19 protein-coding genes are annotated in these 20,301 nt (G+C 47.0%); 15 read left to right on the plus strand and 4 right to left on the minus strand.

The annotated features are described in order from the left end of the window. Positions 1–33: 33 nt before the first annotated feature. Both BP95_RS33990 and BP95_RS33165 read right to left on the minus strand, forming a co-directional pair. A complete protein-coding gene (locus BP95_RS33990) occupies positions 34–255 on the minus strand; it encodes a hypothetical protein (RefSeq protein WP_231515133.1) in 222 nt (73 codons plus the stop codon). A 513-nt stretch (positions 256–768) separates the two neighbouring features. Continuing rightward, a complete protein-coding gene (locus BP95_RS33165; RefSeq protein ID WP_139170683.1) occupies positions 769–978 on the minus strand; it encodes a hypothetical protein in 210 nt (69 codons plus the stop codon). A gap of 101 nt (positions 979–1,079) precedes the next feature. On the opposite strand from BP95_RS33165, the gene BP95_RS0117065 reads away from it, so the two are divergent. The 4 genes from BP95_RS0117065 (at position 1,080) to BP95_RS0117080 (ending at position 7,102) form a co-directional block, all read left to right on the plus strand. Then, positions 1,080–3,035: a putative thiazole-containing bacteriocin maturation protein gene (locus BP95_RS0117065; RefSeq protein ID WP_028532801.1), complete on the plus strand. Its 1,956-nt coding sequence runs from the start codon at positions 1,080–1,082 to the stop codon at positions 3,033–3,035. After that, positions 3,032–4,981, plus strand: coding sequence for a TOMM precursor leader peptide-binding protein (locus BP95_RS0117070; protein WP_028532802.1), 1,950 nt, complete (start codon positions 3,032–3,034; stop codon positions 4,979–4,981). The genes BP95_RS0117065 and BP95_RS0117070 overlap by 4 nt, the downstream gene beginning before the upstream one ends. Before the next feature lie 43 nt (positions 4,982–5,024). Beyond that, complete coding sequence (locus BP95_RS0117075) at positions 5,025–6,617, plus strand: SagB family peptide dehydrogenase (protein ID WP_036667245.1); 1,593 nt, start codon at positions 5,025–5,027, stop codon at positions 6,615–6,617. 140 nt (positions 6,618–6,757) lie between these two features. Further along, entirely contained in the window at positions 6,758–7,102 is a 345-nt protein-coding gene (locus BP95_RS0117080) for a hypothetical protein (protein ID WP_028532804.1), read from the plus strand. Positions 7,103–7,754: 652 nt separating this feature from the next. On the opposite strand, the gene BP95_RS0117085 is transcribed toward BP95_RS0117080, so the two are convergent. Continuing rightward, a complete protein-coding gene (locus BP95_RS0117085) occupies positions 7,755–9,671 on the minus strand; it encodes an N-acetylmuramoyl-L-alanine amidase (RefSeq protein WP_028532805.1) in 1,917 nt (638 codons plus the stop codon). A 412-nt stretch (positions 9,672–10,083) separates the two neighbouring features. Here BP95_RS0117085 and BP95_RS0117090 point away from each other — a divergent pair, with 412 nt between their 5' ends. The 11 genes from BP95_RS0117090 (at position 10,084) to BP95_RS0117140 (ending at position 18,944) form a co-directional block, all read left to right on the plus strand. Further along, complete coding sequence (locus BP95_RS0117090; RefSeq protein ID WP_028532806.1) at positions 10,084–10,506, plus strand: GntR family transcriptional regulator; 423 nt, start codon at positions 10,084–10,086, stop codon at positions 10,504–10,506. Next, complete coding sequence (locus BP95_RS0117095) at positions 10,499–11,188, plus strand: ATP-binding cassette domain-containing protein (protein WP_028532807.1); 690 nt, start codon at positions 10,499–10,501, stop codon at positions 11,186–11,188. Before BP95_RS0117090 ends, BP95_RS0117095 begins: the two co-directional genes overlap by 8 nt. After that, positions 11,185–12,012 carry a hypothetical protein gene (locus BP95_RS0117100; RefSeq protein ID WP_028532808.1) on the plus strand — a complete coding sequence of 276 codons (828 nt, stop codon included), beginning with the start codon at positions 11,185–11,187 and terminating at the stop codon, positions 12,010–12,012. The genes BP95_RS0117095 and BP95_RS0117100 overlap by 4 nt, the downstream gene beginning before the upstream one ends. Before the next feature lie 14 nt (positions 12,013–12,026). Further along, positions 12,027–13,235, plus strand: a complete 1,209-nt coding sequence (locus BP95_RS0117105; protein WP_028532809.1) for a hypothetical protein — start codon at positions 12,027–12,029, stop codon at positions 13,233–13,235. 17 nt (positions 13,236–13,252) lie between these two features. Then, positions 13,253–13,519 (plus strand): hypothetical protein, encoded by a 267-nt coding sequence (locus BP95_RS30710; protein ID WP_051614118.1) that lies wholly within the window; start codon positions 13,253–13,255, stop codon positions 13,517–13,519. Between the two features lie 306 nt (positions 13,520–13,825). Next, the gene (locus tag BP95_RS0117115; RefSeq protein ID WP_028532810.1) at positions 13,826–15,400 is read left to right on the plus strand and encodes a sigma-70 family RNA polymerase sigma factor; all 1,575 of its coding nucleotides are present in this window, start codon (positions 13,826–13,828) and stop codon (positions 15,398–15,400) included. A gap of 390 nt (positions 15,401–15,790) precedes the next feature. Beyond that, a complete protein-coding gene (locus tag BP95_RS0117120; RefSeq protein ID WP_028532811.1) occupies positions 15,791–16,174 on the plus strand; it encodes a GntR family transcriptional regulator in 384 nt (127 codons plus the stop codon). Then, positions 16,171–17,037: an ABC transporter ATP-binding protein gene (locus BP95_RS0117125; protein ID WP_021255654.1), complete on the plus strand. Its 867-nt coding sequence runs from the start codon at positions 16,171–16,173 to the stop codon at positions 17,035–17,037. The genes BP95_RS0117120 and BP95_RS0117125 overlap by 4 nt, the downstream gene beginning before the upstream one ends. Beyond that, positions 17,030–17,656 carry an ABC-2 transporter permease gene (locus BP95_RS0117130; protein WP_028532812.1) on the plus strand — a complete coding sequence of 209 codons (627 nt, stop codon included), beginning with the start codon at positions 17,030–17,032 and terminating at the stop codon, positions 17,654–17,656. Before BP95_RS0117125 ends, BP95_RS0117130 begins: the two co-directional genes overlap by 8 nt. Before the next feature lie 55 nt (positions 17,657–17,711). Continuing rightward, positions 17,712–18,002 (plus strand): YfzA family protein, encoded by a 291-nt coding sequence (locus BP95_RS0117135; protein ID WP_021255656.1) that lies wholly within the window; start codon positions 17,712–17,714, stop codon positions 18,000–18,002. A gap of 36 nt (positions 18,003–18,038) precedes the next feature. Further along, complete coding sequence (locus BP95_RS0117140; protein WP_021255657.1) at positions 18,039–18,944, plus strand: CPBP family intramembrane glutamic endopeptidase; 906 nt, start codon at positions 18,039–18,041, stop codon at positions 18,942–18,944. 111 nt (positions 18,945–19,055) lie between these two features. Here BP95_RS0117140 and BP95_RS0117145 read toward each other — a convergent pair whose 3' ends face one another. After that, a complete protein-coding gene (locus BP95_RS0117145; protein WP_021255658.1) occupies positions 19,056–20,195 on the minus strand; it encodes a hypothetical protein in 1,140 nt (379 codons plus the stop codon). Between the last annotated feature and the right edge of the window lie 106 nt (positions 20,196–20,301).

Here is a 20,301-nt window from a genome sequence, read left to right on the forward strand (position 1 = left end):
CGATATCATGCAAAAAGGAATAGAACGTGTTCACTAGTAAATGACATCCACCCATTCCTTAAAGAGGAAGCGATCCTCCGATGGGACACCAAGCAAATCTGCAATATCGATCGTCGGCAGCGCGTTGGTAAAGCTCCTGACGATATTAATAATCGGCCACAAGCTTAAGCTTCTAGATGTAAAGACCGCGGATAACAGACTGCGGTTTTTGTGGTGCAGCGGGGGATACGAGCTCAAATTGATTCGTTGAGACAACTAGTGAAAATCACTTTGGCGAAGAATAAATTAGCAAAAGCCTAATTTCTCAGTGTTGTAAACGAGAAATTAGGCTTTTTTATATGGTTTCCCTTAATCGATGCCAGCGAAGAGGGAATCTAGGAATCACGCCCAATCCGAAGGATCGAAATCCCAAAAGCTCATAGTGAAGTTCGGTCAGCAGGGATACCTGCCTAACCATATTTTGGTGGGCGGGTGTCATAGGAACACTAGCGGAGCCAATTTCATAAATTATCTAGTCGAGATGGATGATGGGCAGCATGCCGGTCGGATCCAGCTCTAACATTTTCGTTTAACGATAGTCACATGCATGTACAGTGAAATGAATGATAAGGAGGGTATAAAATGAACGATTTTCAGAAGGATCTGCAAAACTTGAATGTCGGCAAGTTCAATTCGACGGGGATGACGTCTGCGTCGGGGCAAAATCAGAACGGAGCAGGGGATTCACGCTTATGTGTTGGCTTTTGCTTTTTTTGTGTAGGGTTTTGTTCATGCAGCAACTGTTTTCGCTGTAGCAACTGCTTCAACTGCGCACGTTGCAGTAACTGCTTCAATTGCGCCCGCTGCAGTAGCTGCGCACGTTGCGGAAGCTGCGCTCGCTGCCGCTGAGTACCAAAAAGCTCCCTTAGCGATACGTAAACGGTATGCCCCTACAGTGTCTCTTCCTGTAGGGGCTGTTCCTTTTTTAGTTTCTGGCATGACGGACAAAATGCTCTACATAACTTATAAATGACGGATAACCGAAGGCCTGCTTACAATGCGGTTTTGCCTCCGGCAAAACCTTAAGGAGGAATAAAAACTTGAATCCTTCTATGCGTCTGAAAGTGAAAGGGGATACGTTCTTTCTTCCAGATTCGAAAGGAGGCGTCTACTTTCGCAACAATACAGGTTCGTTCCGAATGGAAGGCGACATGGTTGATCAGTGGATCGAAAAATTGATGCCCATGTTTAGTGGGGATTATTCCATGTCGGAACTGACGGACGGGCTGCCGGAACCATACAGGGTACGGGTTTATGAAATCGCGGAAGTACTGCTCAATAACGGCTTTGTCCGAGATTCCAGCCAAGACCTACCGCACGACCTACCCGAAGCAGTAGAACGGAAATATGCCGCACAGATCGAATTTCTGGACAGCTTGGGCGGTTCGGGCGCTCATCGCTTTCAAACCTATCGCCAGGCTAATCCGATTGCGGTCGGTTCCGGTCCGATATTTGTCTCGCTCGTTGCTGCCTTGTTGGAATCCGGATTACCCCGGTTTCGTGTGCTGATCACGAACCAGACGACCACGGATCGGCAGCGGATCTCCGAACTGACGGCGACTGCACGTCTATCGGACAGCGAGATCGAGGTAGAGGAGATCTTACCCTCTAATGACGGCTTCCTCGATTGGCAAGAAGTCGTACAGCTGGCGGATTCCGTTCTATATGTCGCTCAGGTTGACGATCCCCGAGAGCTTAGAGCATTGCATGCGGCCTGCAGGGACGCGAAGAAGCCACTGCTGCCAGCCATCTATTTGCCACAGTTGGGCATAGCAGGGCCATTGGTGCACCCGGATTCGGATGTTTGTTTCGAATCCGCATGGCGCAGGATACACCGAACCGCCCTTGGCGATGCGAATCGGACGTCCGCCGTCTCTACCACGCCGGAAGCCATGCTAGCGAATGTGCTCGTGTTCGAATGGTTTAAGACCGTTACGGGAACGGCTTCGGAATTGAACGGAAAGCTGTTTCTGCTGAATCCGGAAACATTAGTTGGCGAGTGGCATTCGTTACTTCCTCATCCGCTAGTCACAGGTCTTCGTCAGACCGAGCCAACGGATCCGTTTGACCTTCCAATCGATCCATGTGCGGAGCGGCAGGAATCAGACCGACTCTTCTCCTATTTCTATCGCTTGACTTCGACGGAGACCGGCATTCTTCACCGATGGGAGGAAGGGGACTCGAAGCAGCTTCCGCTCTCACAGTGTCGCGTCCAGGCAGTCGACCCGCTGTCGGAAGGCCCCGCTGAGCTTCTGCCGCAGATCGTCTGTTCGGGAATGACGCACCATGAAGCAAGGAAGGAAGCAGGCTTGGCAGGCATCGAGGCGTACGTGTCGCGAATGGCCGGTGTTCTGAAGGCTGCCAGTCCTGCGCAGCCGGATTCTGCTAGCCCGCTCGAGTCGCAGTCCCATGCATATGTAGGGGTCGGAGCGGGAGAAACCGTTGCGGAAGCTGTCCTTCGCGGACTGCGGAAGTGTCTATTCGAGGAGCTGAAAAGTCGTTCCGAATCCAGCATACCCTCCGTTAATCCAATCAAGCTAAGCGAGGTTGAAGACGAATATTGCCGCTATTGCTTGCGTGCATTGAGTACGATGCAGGACACCCCGGTAATCGGATTGGGACAAGAAGCGGCGGGCTTCCCCGTCTTCTGGGTCGGTACGAACGGTTACTGGTACGGCGGGGTCGGAGTCAACCGCACGATGGCACTGCGAGAAGCGCTCCGACAAGCGCTGATGAAAATACAAAACGATCCGGCGGACATCCAAGACCAAATCCTAGAACGCTCTTCGGTCATGGTGGAAGATGCCTTGGCGCAGAGTCTGACGATCCCCGGCTTCGATGAGTCGGAATACGGCATGATACTGCAGTCCGTACGGCAGATCCTGCACTGGAACCGTAAGCGGATCGCGGTCGTTGATTTGTCGACAGAACCGTTCATGAAAGAAGAGCTGGCAGGCGTGTTCGGCGTGTCGTTGCGAGAGGAGGAGACGCATTGAGCGCGATTGTAACGGTCATCGGGGGAGGACAGCTCGCGGATTTGGTAACCAGGCAATTGTCTGCCGATGACCGCTATCGACTAATCCGGCAGAAGAACATAGAGTCTGGAGAAGCAGCAACGGGAGACTTGGCGCTGGTGTTGAACGATGCTTGGGATCCTTCCTCTCATTCTGCGGCAGAAGATCGGTTCAGACAGTCGGGAATGCCTTGGCTGCGCGGATTTGTTGCATTCGGAGAGGGGATTGTCGGTCCACTGGTTCGTCCAGAGGGGCAAGGGTGCTCACAATGTGCGGATACCCGGCTCCTGATGGCGGGAAGTGACCGTAGGGAATCGTGGAAACTGCAGCAGAAGCTGGCGTCAAATGGGGGAATCGCCCGGGACGCTTGGGCGTCTCGCACGGGATTATTGCAGGTGGCGCGCCTTGTTGCAGCTGAAGCAGTGAAGATGCTGATGGGCGGGCAGCCGGAGACGGAAAGCAGGATGTACTTGATCGATATGCGTACGTTGAAAACCTCATTGCACTTCTTCCTGCCCGTTCCGCTATGTCCAATCTGCGGCCGATTGCCGGAAGACGATGAGGAGCTGGCCCGCATTGCGCTGAAGCCAAGCATGAAAATCGGCACCGAAACGTATCGCAGCCGCTCGATGGATGAACTGAAAGATGTTTTAGCCAAAGAATACTTGGATGCCAGAACCGGATTTTTGAATGGGAAAATGGTGGATCTTGTGTCGCCTTTCGCTGATGCGAGCATCAATTTGCCCCTGTTTGGCGGAGATGAGGCTTGTGCAGGTCGAACCCACTCCTATGCGGTTAGCGAAATGACAGCCATCCTGGAGGGACTGGAGCGTTATTGCGGTCTGTCGCCCCATGGGAAACGATCCGTCGTTCATGACAGTTTCCTCAATGTACAGCACCATGCGCTCGATCCCTTCCGTGTAGGACTATATGCTAAGGAACAGTATGAACGCTCTGACTTCCCGTTCAAGTCATTCGACCCCGAAAGGCCTATAGATTGGGTATGGGGCTATTCGTTTCTGCAGGAGCGTCCGATTCTTGTACCGGAGCAGCTGGCTTATTACAGTTCGGGCTGCGGTCACGGATTCGTCTATGAAACCTCCAATGGCTGCGCGCTGGGCGGAAGTCTGGAGGAAGCGATCTTCTATGGGATGCTGGAAGTGGTGGAGCGCGACTCCTTCCTCATGACTTGGTATGCTCGTCTGCCCCTGCCTCGCCTGGATCTCCGATCTGTTCAGGATCGGGAATTGAATTGGATGACGGAGCGACTGGAGACGGTGTCGGGCTATGAACTGTATTTGTATAAATCGACAATGGAGCACGGCATACCAAGCGTGTGGGCGCTCGCGAAGAATAAGAAAGAGCAGGGCGTGAACCTCATTTGCGCCGCGGGCGCCCATCCGGATCCGATTCGTGCGGCAAAGAGCGCGATCCACGAGCTGGCAGGCATGCTCCTCACGGTTAGCGAGAAATTCGAGGAAAACCGTGAGCTGTACGAACGGATGCTTCACGATCCGTACCAGGTTGTTCAGATGGAGGATCATTCCATGCTGTACGGGTTGAAACAGGCAGAGGAAAGGCTCGATTTTCTGCTGAACGACGATCGTCCGATGCAAACGTTCGAAGAAGCATTTGAACCGACGAGCTGGAACGCCGATCTGACTGATGATCTAAAGGTCATGCTGCTTGTTTTTCGCCGATTGAATCTTGAAGTGATCGTGGTCGACCAGACGACTCCGGAGACCCTTCGCAACGGACTGCATTGTGTGAAAGTACTCATTCCCGGCATGTTGCCGATGACGTTCGGGCAGCATCTCATCCGGTTGACGGGACTGGATAGAGTGCTCAGGATTCCTGCAGAGCTGTCTTATTCGCCGGAGCCCTTGTCACCCGAGCAGCTTAATCCATATCCGCACCCGTTCCCATAAATACGGCTATGGAACGGCACGGATGAAACCAGGGAGGAAAGCGATGAGTCTAATGAATCTGGACGTTTTTCTTCACCATTTGCAATATGATCCGGATAAGGTCAAGCCCTTGGATTGGGAGACGGATTGGGAGTACGCGCCGCTTCCTTACAAGCTTTATCGTGACTTGCCAATGTTTCCACTATCTAGGGAAGTGCCGATAACGCTCGAAGGAATGGATACACCCGATGTGCCAACCCTTCGCAATATTGGACATTTCCTCTACTATGTATACGGGCTTGCACAATTGACCCAGTCCGTCATGGAACGGGATGCGTCGGAGGAATCGGGAGGCGTCTTGCAGATGTGCCGGCGCTTCGTTCCTTCCGGAGGCGGGCTCTATCCGAGTGAACTGTATCTCTATCTTAAGCTCGATGAGTTGCCTGCAGGCGTATACCATTACGATGCGGCACATCATCGGTTGGCGTTGCTGCGCAAAGGGAATTTCGACGATTATTTGGCGAGGTCGCTCGGTAATCGATGCGACGCGAACGGCTGCTTCGGAGCCGCGTTCGTATCTACGGTATTTTGGAAGAATTTTTACAAATACAATAATTTCGCCTACCGGCTTCAGGGACTGGACGCCGGTATTTTGATTGGACAGCTGCTCGAAATCGCAAAACGATTCAGATTTTCATCTGGCGTGCATTTTCAATTTCTCGATCAAGCCATCAATCATCTGCTCGGTCTATCAGAACAAGAGGAGAGCGTGTATGCGGTAATCCCGTTATCGGTGAATCCGGCAATCCGGTGGATGGAAAGTGGGAACGAGGATACGGACATCGTGTCCGCCTCCGAGCTGTGCCGGGAGTTGTCGCCGGTCAATCATGATCACTATGTAAAGTCGCGGAGGAGCGCCGATTATCCAATGCTGCTCCGGATGAGCGATGCGTCCCGATTTGATTCGGCGCGATTGTTTCAACAGATCCGGCAGGAGGAGCAAGCAATTCCGAATCAAGCGCCCGTACTGCCTCTGCCGCCTGTAGATCGCTTATCATATGATTTGGCGGCGGTTTGCCGCAACCGTTTCTCACCCGAGACGGAATTTATCTGGAAGCCGATCGGTATTTCGCGGCTTGCATCTCTGCTTCGGGAAGCGACGGCTTCCTTCACTTATCGCAACGACCTGGATGGCCCGCAGAAGAGGCCGGAACCCCGTGTATGTCTTTACGGCTGCTTCTACGGGGTCGAAGACGTTCCGGATGGCGCTTATCGGTACGATAGCACTGCGCATGCGCTGCAGTCGGTTGGCCTTGGAGATCACCGGCAACGGATGCAAGAGGGAATGTCACTTCCCAATATCAATTTGTTTCAAGTACCGCTCAGCTTTCATGTGGCAGGGAAGAGGAGTTTCTATCAATCGCAGCTCGGCAAGCGGGGATACCGCATACAGCAAATGGAAGCCGGGATGCTCGTGCACCGATTATTGCTGGCAGCATCCGCTCTCGGGATGGGAGGGCGCCCCCTTCTCGGGTTTGACGCCAATTCCAGCGATGCGCTTTACGGGACGGCTTCCCGAGATGAAACGGGACTGATTTTTATACCGGTTGGTCCCTACCGTCAACGATTGCGATTGGTAGGCAGCTTAAGCCGTTAAAAAAAATCATCGCTAATGACATTGACGCGAACGGTCATGTCCTCAGCGATGAAACCACCCTTTCAAGAAAGGGAGACCGGACTTCTCTTAGCAATGATAGTTATCCCACGGATGATGGCAATGCATGTGAGTATGATCCCATGGATGGAACCAATCATGATGGTAATCGAACTCGCAACAGTCCCACCCTGAATACAGATAAGGATGAAGGTGGTCATCCATATACGGATTCCATGGATGATGCATGCAGGGATGGATCATACAAGAACAGTGCTCATGCTCCCAGTGGTGAACCATATCGGGGTGCTGCTCATGCTCCAGGGGCTGAACCATCGCAGGTAAGTGCATATTCTCACAGGGATGAGCCATTACAGCTTGCTGCTCGTTACCACAAGGATGACACATCATGGGGTGGTATCCGTGATGATGAGGAATATGGCACCAGGGATAGTGTGACGTTTGATAACCGTCATCGCGAGGTCTAATTTGATTATTCGCTTGCTGCTCAAATGCTTGCTCGGACGGATCGGAATTCTGCACGCCGGCCGGGTTCTGAACGTAAGGTTGATGGTATATCATCGTTTTCCTCCTAATCTTTTGAGGGGCATTGCATCGTGAATCCTCTTCTGGCAAAGCTCGCTTGGAAGCTACCGCTAGGCATAATTCACAATATGCTGAGATTGAGGAAAGGGCACTTGCCCCTATAAAATGGGCAGCTACCCAAGAGGAGGAGAAGCAAGGAACGAAATTGGTGTCGAAACGGAGATCGAGCGTGTGACAGTGATGATAAGGTTATAGCAAATAAAATTGTGATACCTTGATCCCTAAACTTTCTCAGATGAATCAAGTCATCAGATTATCTATCCGTATTCTGAATAAATGGGTCAATTTATTTTATGTCCCCAAGTTCTTGTCATTTTTATTTGACAAGAACTTGAGGACATTCGTTTTTAATAACAACTTAGAGACATTTCTGTGCACCAATAATGATATGAGAGCCTGTTGAAAGCCTGAGAGCCTCTTCTTTAATACAATATCATTTCAATCAATATCTGAGAGAAGAGCATTGCACACGTATGGGATATCCTTATCCTTACGTGCAATTCAGTCACCATACTCTTCTTCATTTAGCGAATGTTATCGCATCTTCTCGACATCAGAAGCTTTCACAAAGGCGAAGCGGTGATTGAAGAAGATGCGAAAGAATGCCTCTTTGCCTTTAATGTGCTTATTCGTCGCATAAGGATCCTTCGTGAATACTGGGGCTTCGTAATAATCGCCATTGACCTTCTCGATGGCAACATACGATTGTCCCTGTGCAATTGTGTACTGCAGCGGTACGAGTTCGTTCGGCTTTACATCGGCAGGGTATGCTGCCGCTTCTGGATAGGCCGCACCATAAACCGGTATAGAGGTTGTGCCCGCTTTCGGAGTAATGAGCTCTCCTGAACCCGCAACCGCATTGCTTCCTGCCGGATTATAGAACCATGCCTTTTGTCCACCGTACCAGATTGCTGTCCAGTTCCCCAGTTCTCCTGCGAGCGAGAAGGTTTGCCCTGTCGTAGCTTTAGCGCCTATGCTCAGTCCGTCTTTCTTGTTTTGAATGGCAAGGGCAGGGTCATCAATTAAATCAGCATCAAACTGCGGCTCCTTATACAAATAAACGAAGTTCGTCGGTTGGAGCGGAGCATCCTGAACTTCAGGTAAATTACTCTTAAAATTAGGCTTAATTGTCACGATGTCCTTGAGGCTATGCGTGGCGCCAAGTGGTGCTCCAACCAGCTCCATATAATGCTCCCAATCCCAGAATGGACCGGGATCCTGATGCATTGCCGGTGTTCGCTTCGGAGTAAGCCCCGGAATTTCGTTGTGCCCAATGATATGCGCTCGATCCAGCGGAATATCATACTTCTCTCCCAAATACTTAACGAGTGCGGCAGAAGAGCGATAAAGCCGTTCGGAGTACCAGGTTGCTCCTTCCATCGCATAGCCTTCATGCTCGATGCCGATGGAGTGCATATTGAAGTAATAGTTGCCTGCATGCCATGGCACGTCTTTGTTGTTAACCATTTGCGTTACATCGCCATCAAATGAGCGAACAACATAGTGGGCGGCCACGCTCTTCTTCGGATTTGCAAAAATGCCAATGGTGTCTCGATATGTTTCTTCCGTATCATGAATGACAATAAAGCGGATATCTGGCCCGAATTTAGGACGGTCTGCAAGATCATAGTTGGAATAGTCTGACGGGTCATCCCCGTTCTGCTGATAGGCTGCAGGAATAGACCTGCAAGGTAGTAGGGAAGGGCAATCAGCGCTGCTTGAAATGGTTGAATGCAGTTGCAGACTCTGTAAAGTGGCTGGGTTTGGCTTTACTTCCTTGGATGTGAGGCGCAGCGCCTGACCTTCCGGAGTTTGCCGTGCGATCCCTTGCTGTATCGTGTGGAACACTTGATCGGCGAAATCCTGTGCATAATACAATTCTTGAGAGCCGCTATATTTGGCAACTGCACCATACCAATCGGATTCTGTTACCGGCAGTTTGCCTGCAATGTCCTTCACATATTTTGCCAGCAGCGCAGCTCCGCCTCGAATGTTCTCTACTGGATCCTTCTTCAGAAAGATTGGATTTACCTTCAGGAGTTGAGATGCTGCAGCAAGAGTATGATGGCTTGGATCATCAAGCGAATCCGATGTGCTGATTTGGTCAGCGGTTGCATTCTGTTCCTCTGGCTGCTGCTTCGGCATCGGTATGTCGGTCAAATGCATAACGCCGAAGCCACCAGATGTGCTTGGTTCGCCATTATGATGCTCCCACCGTGTCAGGTTGTAGGAGACGGACATCAGAATGTTCACAGGCACTCCGAACTCTTTCGCTGCAGATTCGAAGGCTTGCTGGAGATGCTGCGAATTCGACTTGACTTGCTCCGCATAGACAGACGGTGCACTGTTGAATGGAGCAGGCAGCGCAGGCGCAAATCCCGCGGCCGCCAATGAGGCGACAGTGAGAGTGAGCGATAGCTTTTTCCATTGGATTGTTTGAAATCGTTTCAATTATTTCCCTCCCAAAATGATAATCACTAAGACAAGATGACACCGCTTTCAAAACAGAATTGGCATCCACATTTGCGCTTCCTTCTTTATCACCTTCATTCCATAATATGGGGATTGGTAACTATTATATTATCTTTCGATTAAAATTTTCAATATATTTTTAAAAGATGAAATATTTTTTCAAATAAAAAAGGACGCTTCTCCTATCAATTTCACAGGTACCATATACGTAAAAAGAGAGACGAACATTGGCAACAAATCGAAAAGTGGGTAGGTTCGTGCTAACAATTAGGGAAAGGGATAAAATCTAACTATTGACAGTTGTTGTGTACTACGTGCATAATACACCCATGAAGTGTATGAACCACATAGTACACACACTTGGTGATAAATGCGAGGGGTGATCATAGAGATGAATGAAGGGTGGACGAGTGTGGTCCTTAATAACCGTGACCCTGTCTATTTGCAAGTCGTAAGGCATTTCAAGGAGCGGATCGCAACAGGCCGATTAAAGGCAGGGCAGGTTATTCCTTCCCGCAGAGAGCTCGGAGCATTGCTCAAAATAAACCCAAATACGGCGCAAAAAGCCTACAAGGAAATGGAGGAGCAGCGGTTGATTATAACGGAAGGGAACTCACCGAGTCGGATTACGGAGGAAGCGGATATTCTGCGAGCAATTCGTTCGGAACTTATAGAAGATGCAGTAGAGGCTTTTGTCGTGTCAGTAGGGAGAATTGATGTACCTGTCGATGAACTGCTGGATCTTGTCCGGGCGAAGTATATCGAGGAACGTACGCGTACGAACCAAGTAGAAGGGGTGAACTCTGATGATTGAGGTTGTCGATTTACATAAGCGTTATCGTGGGCGAAATGTGCTGAACGGTATATCCTTCACAGCCGAAAAAGGGCAGATTACATGCCTGATCGGAATCAATGGAGCTGGGAAGTCCACGATTCTGAAATCAATTATGGGACTTACCCCACCAAAGAGCGGCACGATTCGCATTGATGGCAAGCCAGTTGGGCCAGCGATATATGAGAAGGTAGCTTTTGTACCAGATCATGTGACAGTACCAATGGGAATGAAGCTGTCCGACGGGATGCAATTTATGAAAGATTACTACCAGAATTGGAATGAGGCACGAGCGAAGGAATTATTGGATTTTTTTAAGTTGGATCGGTCGGAGCGCGTAGGTAATATGTCTAAAGGGACAACTGCGAAATATTGTCTGCTGCTCGGTTTATCGCAAGATTCGGATTATATCTTAATGGATGAACCATTCTCAGGCATTGATATGTTTAGCCGTGAGATCATTGCTGAAGTATTCTCGTCGGATCTTATCGAGGACCGGGGCGTTCTGCTGACGACACATGAAATAGACGATATGGAGCATTTGATCGATAAGGCGATTCTACTGCAGAATGGGGCGGTTCACCTTGCGTTTGACTGCGAGGAAATGCGTACGACAGAAGGGAAATTCGTTATTGACGTGATGAGGGAGGTGTATATGGGATGAATCGCTATTTGAAATTGGTTCATATGGAAATCCATCGATTCCGATATATTTTGGCATCCTTAATGGTGGTGACGATGGTCTGTCAGTTTAGTTCATTCATTCTGACAATCAAGCGTACATTATCGATTAAAGCGGCAAAAGGGCTAGGTTATGTTGATATAGGTTTACCCAAAATCCTCACCTTCCCCTGGGTTATCCTCAAAACAAAGGAATGGTTCATTCTTCCGATTTTGCTTAGCATAACGGTTCTGGTGTTATATACCATCCTCATCTGGTATCGGGATTGGTTCGGGCGATCGACGTTCATCTATCGGCTGCTGATCCTTCCATCAAAGAGATGGATGTTATACGTATCGAAGCTTACAGCTATTATTATGTTTGTATTTAGTATGATTGCATTTCAATTGATGCTGCTCGTCAGCGAGAATATGATCTTCAAGGCGATGGTTCCGGCAGAACTGCGGACGGATTCGACATTCGTCGAAGCGATTTCGATGAATGATGCATTAAAAATGCTACTGCCCAAACAGTTTGAGCAATTTATATATTCCTATGGTTTAGGCATCGTTGCTGTAATGGTTATCTTTACTGCGGTTCTACTCGAGCGAAGCTATCGGAGGATCGGTGTTCTATACGCGATTGCGTATTTCGCATGTTGTGCGATCTTGACTGTGTATCCCGTGTTTTTCGTAGGCTTTGATCGCCTGAATGAGTATTGGTATCCGGATGAAATATACGGAATGCAGCTTGGTGTCTGCTTGCTCGTTGCTGCGATCTCCGGCTGTCTCGGATGCTGGCTTCTTCGCAAGAAGATCACGGTGTAAAGGAGGAATTTACAATGAAACGTTACTTATTATCGATCATTCTCGGACTTTGTACGTTAGGGATATTGTGTACCTATTATACTTACGGTGCGGCGGATCATCTGCCGGCTTACAAGCTCGTAACGATTCAAGGCGACCCGAAGGAGGGAGCGGGTATCGAGCTTTACGGTAATTACAGTAGAATAGGAAGGGAACCATTATCCATTAATATAGAAGGAAGCAAATATCGGAGTCGGGAGACGTTTCGCGATCAGATCTCGTCCGTATCAACATGGAGAAATTTTTCGGAAGGCATGGGGCAGCTCATTCGGGATTATCGCCAATTTATGAGGGGCAAGAGTAGTGATCCTAATGGATTTTATAAGGATAATGAATGGTTGCTTTATGCGAAAGGAAATACCAGTTCAGGTCAGTCCCCACAGAAGCAATTTCAGCTGCATGTAGACCTGTTGAATGTGAAGACGAATGAGGAGAAGCAGTATGTCACCGAAATCCCTACTGACAGCACATTTGATTATATCTATGTCGACGATGTACAACGCATCAATGATCAGCTGCATGTACTAATTATGCAGGGTAAGAGGGATGAATCGTCGCTATATTTTGACTATGTGCTGGATTTGAAGAGCGGCGTACTCATTGAGGGGAAGCAAGTAACCCATTGGAAGAACAGCACAGATAAAAAAATAAAAATTGAGGTTCGCTCATTAAGTAATGACATTGCTCCGAATGAATATATGGTCTTTCTAGTTTTAGAGAATAAGGTCACATCGAGGGGAGATTATTCGAACTTTGCCATGCTTAGATATGCTTATTCATATAAAACTGGCAAGCTGTTTGCCTTGCCAGACTCAAAGCCGAAATTTAATCCTAACACGCCCTATTATTTAGAGAACAATTCGTTGGTCTACGCAAATTACGATAAAAATGAAATTCAGTTATCACGCAATAACTTAGACACAGGTCTTGAAGAGCGAGATTATGTAAAGATCGAAGCTTCGGAGCTTGGCGCTGATGAGATCCAATCTTTTGTTCTCACTCACAATCGTGTCTACATCTTGAGTCAGAAAGGCTCAACACATCACGTAGTGATTGTGGATGCATCCAATGGAAAAACACGCTACGTGGGTCAAGTAACCTACGAAGGACCTGAATCTGAACGTGATAAAGAGATGGATTTTTTGCGGTTATATAGCCTGAACATTCGAGAGACGGCTTCTTAGAAAAGAGGTACAGCCCGATGAATCGAACGGTGAGCTTTGGGCACAAAGTACAGGTTTTAAGAGGGGTAGAGACGTACGGGTATCAAGTTGCGCATTATCTGCTGCAAGAGGAAGAACTTGCTTTGGATGCGGCCAAAGCAGCCCTGTTGGAGTTGAGCTCAAATGATGATTTTTTCGCTGAAGATTCTTCATTGCAGAGAGCAAGACTCTGCAGAACTGTTATACGCCATGCACTTCTTGTGAAACAAAAGTGTCTGAGAAAAGAACAAGGCATTATAAACTGAATTAGATAGTTTTTTATCCCTTGATTATCAGGGTTAAAATACTTCGATAAAAGAAGTTAATAATGTCTACGAAAGTCTATGGTTCCCGCCTGTCTGAGGATAGGCGGATTTTTAATTACGGGACTTTTACTTTTTCGTTCCTCAGCTGATTTTTCCAGTGGCTTTCATTCACTCTTGAATCGGCGGCCTTCTGTCTTTTCACAATCAGCACAAATAAACCCTAACAGAAAATATCATTTGAAGTAACCTTTTGCTATTTACATGGCACTACTATATAGATGGATAGAAAGAAAGGAGTTGGGGGGCGTGCACCATTGGATAGAGGCAGCAAGGCAAGGAGACCGCGAAGCGTTCGATCCCATCGTCCGACAGTTCACTTCAATGGCTTATGCTGTAGCTTATGAACGGCTGCAAGATGTTCAGTTGGCGGAGGATGCCGTGCAGGAAGCATTTGCGGAAGCATTCATCAACCTCAGTCGCCTGAAAGAAACCGAAGCATTTCCTGGCTGGTTCAAGGTGATTGTCGTTCGCCAAGCGAACCGTATTCTTCGGCGCAAACGTTATCCGTCTGTCCCACTGGATGATATGACCGGCTTAGCCGAAAGTGGGAAGAGCATCTCCGACATCGTCGAGCAAAAAGAACTGAGAAGGCTGCTTCATGAATCCGTATCGACATTGTCATCGAATATGCGAGTGGCGGTACAGTTGTTTTATTTCTACGGCTATTCATTGCAGGAAATCTCTGCGTACTTAGGCACTTCCATCCCTGTATTGAAAAAACGGTTATTCGACGCACGACGCAAACTTAAAGGAATCCTGCCAGTTGCTGATTTTGCCCATGTATGCAACGGCTTATATGAAGGGGGAAAGCATATGCTGCATATTGTAAATGGAGATCACGTAGCGAACACATTGCGTAAGGTTATACCTCAGGGGGACATTCTCGTGTGGAGGGAAGTGTACCCGGAAGGGCCGAACTTCGCCAATCCCACAGAAGCCTCCAATCGGCAGGTACGGGCTCAATACTTGGAGCAGGCGCTCGGCATTCCCGCAGCAGAATTCACACGTCTCTCTGGCGAACAAGAACAGCAGCTCACTCGCTTTTCCGAATACGAAGAGATTGTGTTGTGGTTCGAGCATGATTTATTTGACCAGACGATGCTCTGCTACTTGCTCCATTGGTTTGCACAGCAGCCGCTTGGACATACGAAACTAAGCTTGCTATGCGTTGGATCCTTCCCCGGCATTGAATTATTCCGTGGGCTCGGCCAATTAAATGAAGAGCAGCTAGCGTCACTATCAGGGACGTGGCAAACTGTCGGTCGTGAACAGCTCGATCTAGGGTCAGCATTATGGGAGGCTTATACATCTCCTGATCCTAGCAAGCTCGTACAGCTTTTGCGAGAAGATACGTCGGCATTGCCCTATGCGAATGCAGCATTCCAGCAGCATCTTGCCCATTTCCCATCTGTCCACAATGGGCTCGGCATTGTCGAGCAATTCACTTTGGAGCAGATTGATTTTGGCATTGCTTCTCCGAATGAATTATTTAAGCATGTCTGCAATAGGCTGCATGAACTTGGAATGGGGGATTTGCAATACTGGCATGTGTTGGCCAACCTGACTAGCGGTACCTATCCGCTTCTGCATGTTAAAGGAGTAGAGACCTTCCCGAATTTCCAAGGCACACCGCCTTCATTCCGCGAATGTACGGTGTCACTAACGGAAACGGGGCGACGAGTGCTGGAAGGCCAAGCAGACTGGGTATCACTGAATGGGATCGATACGTGGCTGGGTGGTGTGCACCTGACCGGACAAACTGTACCGTGGCGGTGGGACACTGAAGCGAGAACACTCGTCAACGATAACCAGGGAGCGTAGCAAAGCGGGGCAAATTCATCGAAGGTGACCTATTTGACCTATTGCTTGCATTGAACAACTGAACTCGTAAATTATGCCTTTCATAACAAAAACGGCTGAGCAGTCGATATTGACGCTCGGCCGTTTTATTATTTCACCACATTAAATAGTTGATTAATTCCTCGAGGCATCCAGAGATTAATTGGAGTGGGATATTCTCATCCGTTGTATTAAAAGTATTAAAAACGTAGCTTGTTATTAGATGCTGCACCCGAATCGGTATAGGCACATTGGGTTTAACAGTGTGTATAATATATATATACACTAAATACTCTATTGACACTTATCGCAACAGTGTATATATTGTATATGTACACTATATGGATATAAACAGCATTGAGGTGATAGAAGCTGAAAATTATTATTTCCAATGCCTCGAGCGATCCGATATACATGCAAATATTGAACCAAATCAGACAGAGCATTCTGAGCGGGGAATTGCGTGCAGGTGACAGTCTTCCTTCCATCCGGAAGCTGGCTAAGGATTTGCAGGTTAGTGTCATTACAACCAAGCGTGTATATGAAGAGCTGGAGAAAGAGAAACTGATCGACTCCGTGGTAGGGAAGGGATCGTTCGTATCAGGGGCCAATAAAGACTTCATTCGGGAGCAGCGTATGAAACAATTAGAAGAAAAAATGATAGAGATCATTCGTGAAAGCAAGGAATTAAGTATGAGTCAACAAGATGTAATTGATCATATGAAGCTATTGTTTGAGGAGGAATACACATCATGAATGCAATCGAAATACGTAATTTAACGAAAACATACCCTGAATTTACAGTTGATCAGGTATCTTTGGATGTGAAGCAGGGTTACATTACTGGATTGATTGGTCCCAATGGCGTAGGGAAGAGCACCTTAATCAAAATGATGCTCGGCATGATTCGCCCTGACTCCGGGAGCGTAAAGATACTAGGCTGCGATATGCCCACACAAGAAGTGGACATCAAGCAGCGTATCGGAATCGTGTCAGATGATTGCTTCTATTATGATCACCTTACGATTCGTGACATGAAGAAGGTGATCGCGCCTTTCTATCAAAAGTGGAACGAGCAGAAATTTAACAACTATCTGGAACAGTTCGAGCTGTCCCCAAATAAGAAGATTGAACAATTATCCAAGGGGATGAAAGTGAAGTTTGCCCTTGCCGTTGCTTTTTCACATGAGGCAGAGCTCCTCATCATGGATGAGCCAACCTCCGGGCTTGATCCTGTGTTTAGAAGGGAAATGCTCGATATTCTTGCGGACATGATGCAGAATGAGCGAAATTCGATTATTTTCTCAACTCATATCACAACAGACTTGGATCGCATTGCCGACTACATTGCTTTCATCAATCGCGGAAAGCTCGTATTCAATGAAGCGAAAGATGATGTCCTCGATAGATACGTAATCGTGAAAGGTGACTCCCAACTACTAGATTCCGATGTTCGCAAAAAATTTGTCGGAATTCGTGAGACAGCCGTTGGTTTTGAGGGCTTAGTCGATAATCGGCAGGAGGCTGAGCATTTATTCGGAAATTATGCGGTTCTCAACAAACCATCATTAGAAGACATCGTGTATTTCACAACCAAGGGAGGACGTGTACATGCTTAACTTGCTTCGGAAAGAGTTCATCGCTTTTAAAAGCTCGCTCTGGACACCTCTCATGTATTTTGTTGTATTTAGTGTTGTTTTTATACCAAAGCATTCATCGTCTGTTCACCTTGTGGGTATTTATACGGCATTCGCTACGCTTAGTCACGTTACCCTGATCGATATAAAGAATCATAACCACAATTTTCTGGTCACGCTGCCGATTAGCCGTAAAAATATCGTAAAAGCGAAATACATAACGGGCATTATTATTAGCCTTGTCAGCGTCCTAGCATCTTATGGCATTCACCTGATCGTTACAAATGTATTCCCGGCATTTAACAAACCAGAATTAACGGTCATGGATATACTAGGACCAGCAGCCATCACGCTAGCCCTTGCTTCCATTTATTTGCCGCTGTTTTATACGCTTAGTAAGAAAGGAACGTCTATTATTCAAGGGGTATTCACATTAATCCTAATTGCACTGGCGCAGCCTACGGCAATATTTATGCAAATGATCAACGAGAACGGATTACATAGTAACCCAATCTTGTATTTGATCCTGATCGGCATCTTATTGCTGTTCATTGCTTCCTACTTTATAGCTGCAGCTCTGTTTACGAAAAAGGAATTATAAGAGTTCGTTGCTGTTGCATGATCAAAAGATATACAAAAAAGGGAGATAGGACAGGATGCATACTCAAAAAGGTCGTCCTAGTCGAATAAAAGGCTGGGTAATGCCTCTTGTGGGATTTCTTGTTGCACAACTCTATTTTATTGCCTGTGATCGATTTTCATGGAACCTGTACAGAGAATTCAAGCCAGGAACGATTATGGGTAGAATTTTGAACTCCGAGCTTTTTACAGAATGGTTCACTCCATATGACTTGCCGATATCTAATGTAATTACGGCATTTTTGATCGTAACCTTACTCTTGCCCTCATTAATAGGTGTGATTATGAATATCTTTTCCAGAAAATGAATTGAATCATGTTAGGAATGAAAGGAATGTGATGTAATGATAAAGAAAGAAAATCAGAATATGAAATGGATAGGTTTATTGTTCTCAGGATGGCTTACAGTAAGTGCTGCCCTGTTTTTAGCCGGCCTTTCCGGTGATGTTTCAGAGCATTTGTTTGGCTCATCAAGGCATGTTCGGAACCTGATTCAGAGTCTTGTGATGAGCGGCCTGGTTGTTCCTATTATTTTGTATTTATATCAGCGTCTCTATCGAATGACTGGTATAAAACCGAAGACACCGGTATATTTCTGGAGAAGAGGATATCACTTTTTTACTGGGGTTCTATTGGCAAGTGGACTGGGTGCATTGGGCTTCGTTATAGCAAGTGTTCAAGGTTGGATTGTCATTGAAAAATGGCATGCCCCCGATCAGTGGTTTGCTGCGCTGCTTATCAATGTATTGTTTGCTGTGTTTTTTGAAGCTTTGCCGGAGGAACTAGGGTTAAGAGGGCTTCTGTATGATGTGCTACGTCATCGATTCCCAGCTTGGTTATCCGTATTCCTTCAAACCATACTATTTGTATGCGTCACGACAGCGGTTGCCCTATTTCAAGCATTCGTTGGACAGACACCCGGATTAACGCTTAATATCTTTTATATCGTAGTCATTTTTTGTTTTGGAATAGGCTTGCAGTTACTCCGTTTATGGACCGGAAGTCTTTGGGCGTCAATCGGTTTTCACCTTACCTACTTAGAAATTATGCGGTTTGTCGTTCTTCCGCATGGCTATGGCGGTGGTGTACCCCCAATTATAAGCTACCAAGAATCAGCGCCCTTACTCGGCTACATAATCTCTATTAGTATGATTCAAATCGGGGGCATTATCGTATCGCTTGTTATATTAAGTGCGAAGCGTATCATACGAAAAAAAGCATCCGCTCGAACTGGAGTACTAAGCAAATGAAATATCTGATATGCATAGATCTGATCCACCCATGATTAATTAGATTTAAATCAAATGCATAGATTGATATAAAAAAATAAGTACAGTTGAAGAGAGCGACCTACGCTCTCTTCATTTCTTTCTGGGGCTCACATTCCTTATTTTCCATGGAGAAAGAACCGATTCCCTTGCAAATTCAAATCGAATGGCTATGCTCTTTTCCGACATATTCTTCTGTTTCATGAAAACAGGTAGTTCTAACACTGTAGTTAATCGATGCCCGTTGTCTGGATCGGGGATTTCTTTTCTTTTCATCATCCGATATGTCGTTCCGTTCTCCATCTGCTTAAGAAAGTAGTTTACCGTTTCAGAATGTGCACCTTCAGACACTGCTATAAGTAAATTATTATCCCGTTGAGACAAGGCTCCGATAAATACTTCCGAGAGCAACTCGGGTGATAAGCCATGTAAAAAAGCCTCTCTTTTTCCAGCAGCCGTGTACACCATCACCTGATGCAATAAGTCTGGGTGAAAGGATCGATGCGTACTGCTGCCAAGAAAGTGTACGCAGAAGTGTCCTGAAAATCCATTGTCCGGAATCCCATCGCCGCCATGAGGCATTCCGTTCATAGAAGCAGCGATTTTCCGATTGTCATCAGTAACGACGATTATCGCTTTCCGATTCCAGCTCCAATGATTATCATACATCTGCTTCATCGTCTTCGTATCCTCTTTGGTTAGCGGCTGCACATCGGCATGCCTGCTTCCCGCACGACGCTGAACACGGAATTTCAACCCTTTCTCCAAATCAATAATTGAGAAAGTGCTTTTTCTAGGAAGCAAGGCTTTCGCCTCACCCCAAGGAATAATCGTCCCATAATGATGTTTTCTTAGAAAATTTGCATGTACCAGCAACTGCTTGGTCGCTTTAGGTGTAAGGATAAGACGTGTTGATTCAGCCTCGTTCCATAAGGAACCGGATTGCTCCATACGGAAATTTTTTGTTCTATTATTTTTTGTAATCGTTACATATATGTCGGTGAGTATAGGGCGATGTTCTGTCTGTTCTTCCTTGCCATCCTTATATAAACGAAGGGCTTCCTTATTTTTCAAAACCATTTTATGTTCATATGTTGCGGAGGGGCTTGTCCGTACACTTATGTTCATTTCAGCAGATGGCGCCTTGTAGTCAGCATGGACAATCATGCTGCTAACAGAAAAATAGGTAAGGAGGAGAAGGAATATCATGGAGCGGGTCACGAACAAGATCATTTTCAAGCCTCCAAATAACTGTTGTTGTTTGTTAAAATCAATATTTCTGGGCTTCGTCCTGACCTAGAAATTGGATGACGCATGTGTAGAATTCATCTTATGTACG

The organism is Paenibacillus sp. UNC217MF, from assembly GCF_000686865.1.
Classification (GTDB): Bacteria; Bacillota; Bacilli; order Paenibacillales; family Paenibacillaceae; genus Paenibacillus_B; species Paenibacillus_B suaedae.

What these genes read in the sequence shown, in the direction of transcription:
- BP95_RS0117095 (WP_028532807.1), top strand. Translation starts at nt 10,499, where the DNA reads ATGATTGAGGTTGTCGATTTACATAAGCGTTATCGTGGGCGAAATGTG.
- BP95_RS33165 (WP_139170683.1), bottom strand. Translation starts at nt 978, where the DNA reads ATGCCAGAAACTAAAAAAGGAACAGCCCCTACAGGAAGAGACACTGTA.
- BP95_RS0117100 (WP_028532808.1), top strand. Translation starts at nt 11,185, where the DNA reads ATGAATCGCTATTTGAAATTGGTTCATATGGAAATCCATCGATTCCGA.
- BP95_RS0117105 (WP_028532809.1), top strand. Translation starts at nt 12,027, where the DNA reads ATGAAACGTTACTTATTATCGATCATTCTCGGACTTTGTACGTTAGGG.
- BP95_RS0117080 (WP_028532804.1), top strand. Translation starts at nt 6,758, where the DNA reads ATGGATGGAACCAATCATGATGGTAATCGAACTCGCAACAGTCCCACC.
- BP95_RS0117145 (WP_021255658.1), bottom strand. Translation starts at nt 20,195, where the DNA reads ATGATCTTGTTCGTGACCCGCTCCATGATATTCCTTCTCCTCCTTACC.
- BP95_RS30710 (WP_051614118.1), top strand. Translation starts at nt 13,253, where the DNA reads ATGAATCGAACGGTGAGCTTTGGGCACAAAGTACAGGTTTTAAGAGGG.
- BP95_RS0117125 (WP_021255654.1), top strand. Translation starts at nt 16,171, where the DNA reads ATGAATGCAATCGAAATACGTAATTTAACGAAAACATACCCTGAATTT.
- BP95_RS0117130 (WP_028532812.1), top strand. Translation starts at nt 17,030, where the DNA reads ATGCTTAACTTGCTTCGGAAAGAGTTCATCGCTTTTAAAAGCTCGCTC.
- BP95_RS0117090 (WP_028532806.1), top strand. Translation starts at nt 10,084, where the DNA reads ATGAATGAAGGGTGGACGAGTGTGGTCCTTAATAACCGTGACCCTGTC.
- BP95_RS0117135 (WP_021255656.1), top strand. Translation starts at nt 17,712, where the DNA reads ATGCATACTCAAAAAGGTCGTCCTAGTCGAATAAAAGGCTGGGTAATG.
- BP95_RS0117075 (WP_036667245.1), top strand. Translation starts at nt 5,025, where the DNA reads ATGAGTCTAATGAATCTGGACGTTTTTCTTCACCATTTGCAATATGAT.
- BP95_RS0117140 (WP_021255657.1), top strand. Translation starts at nt 18,039, where the DNA reads ATGATAAAGAAAGAAAATCAGAATATGAAATGGATAGGTTTATTGTTC.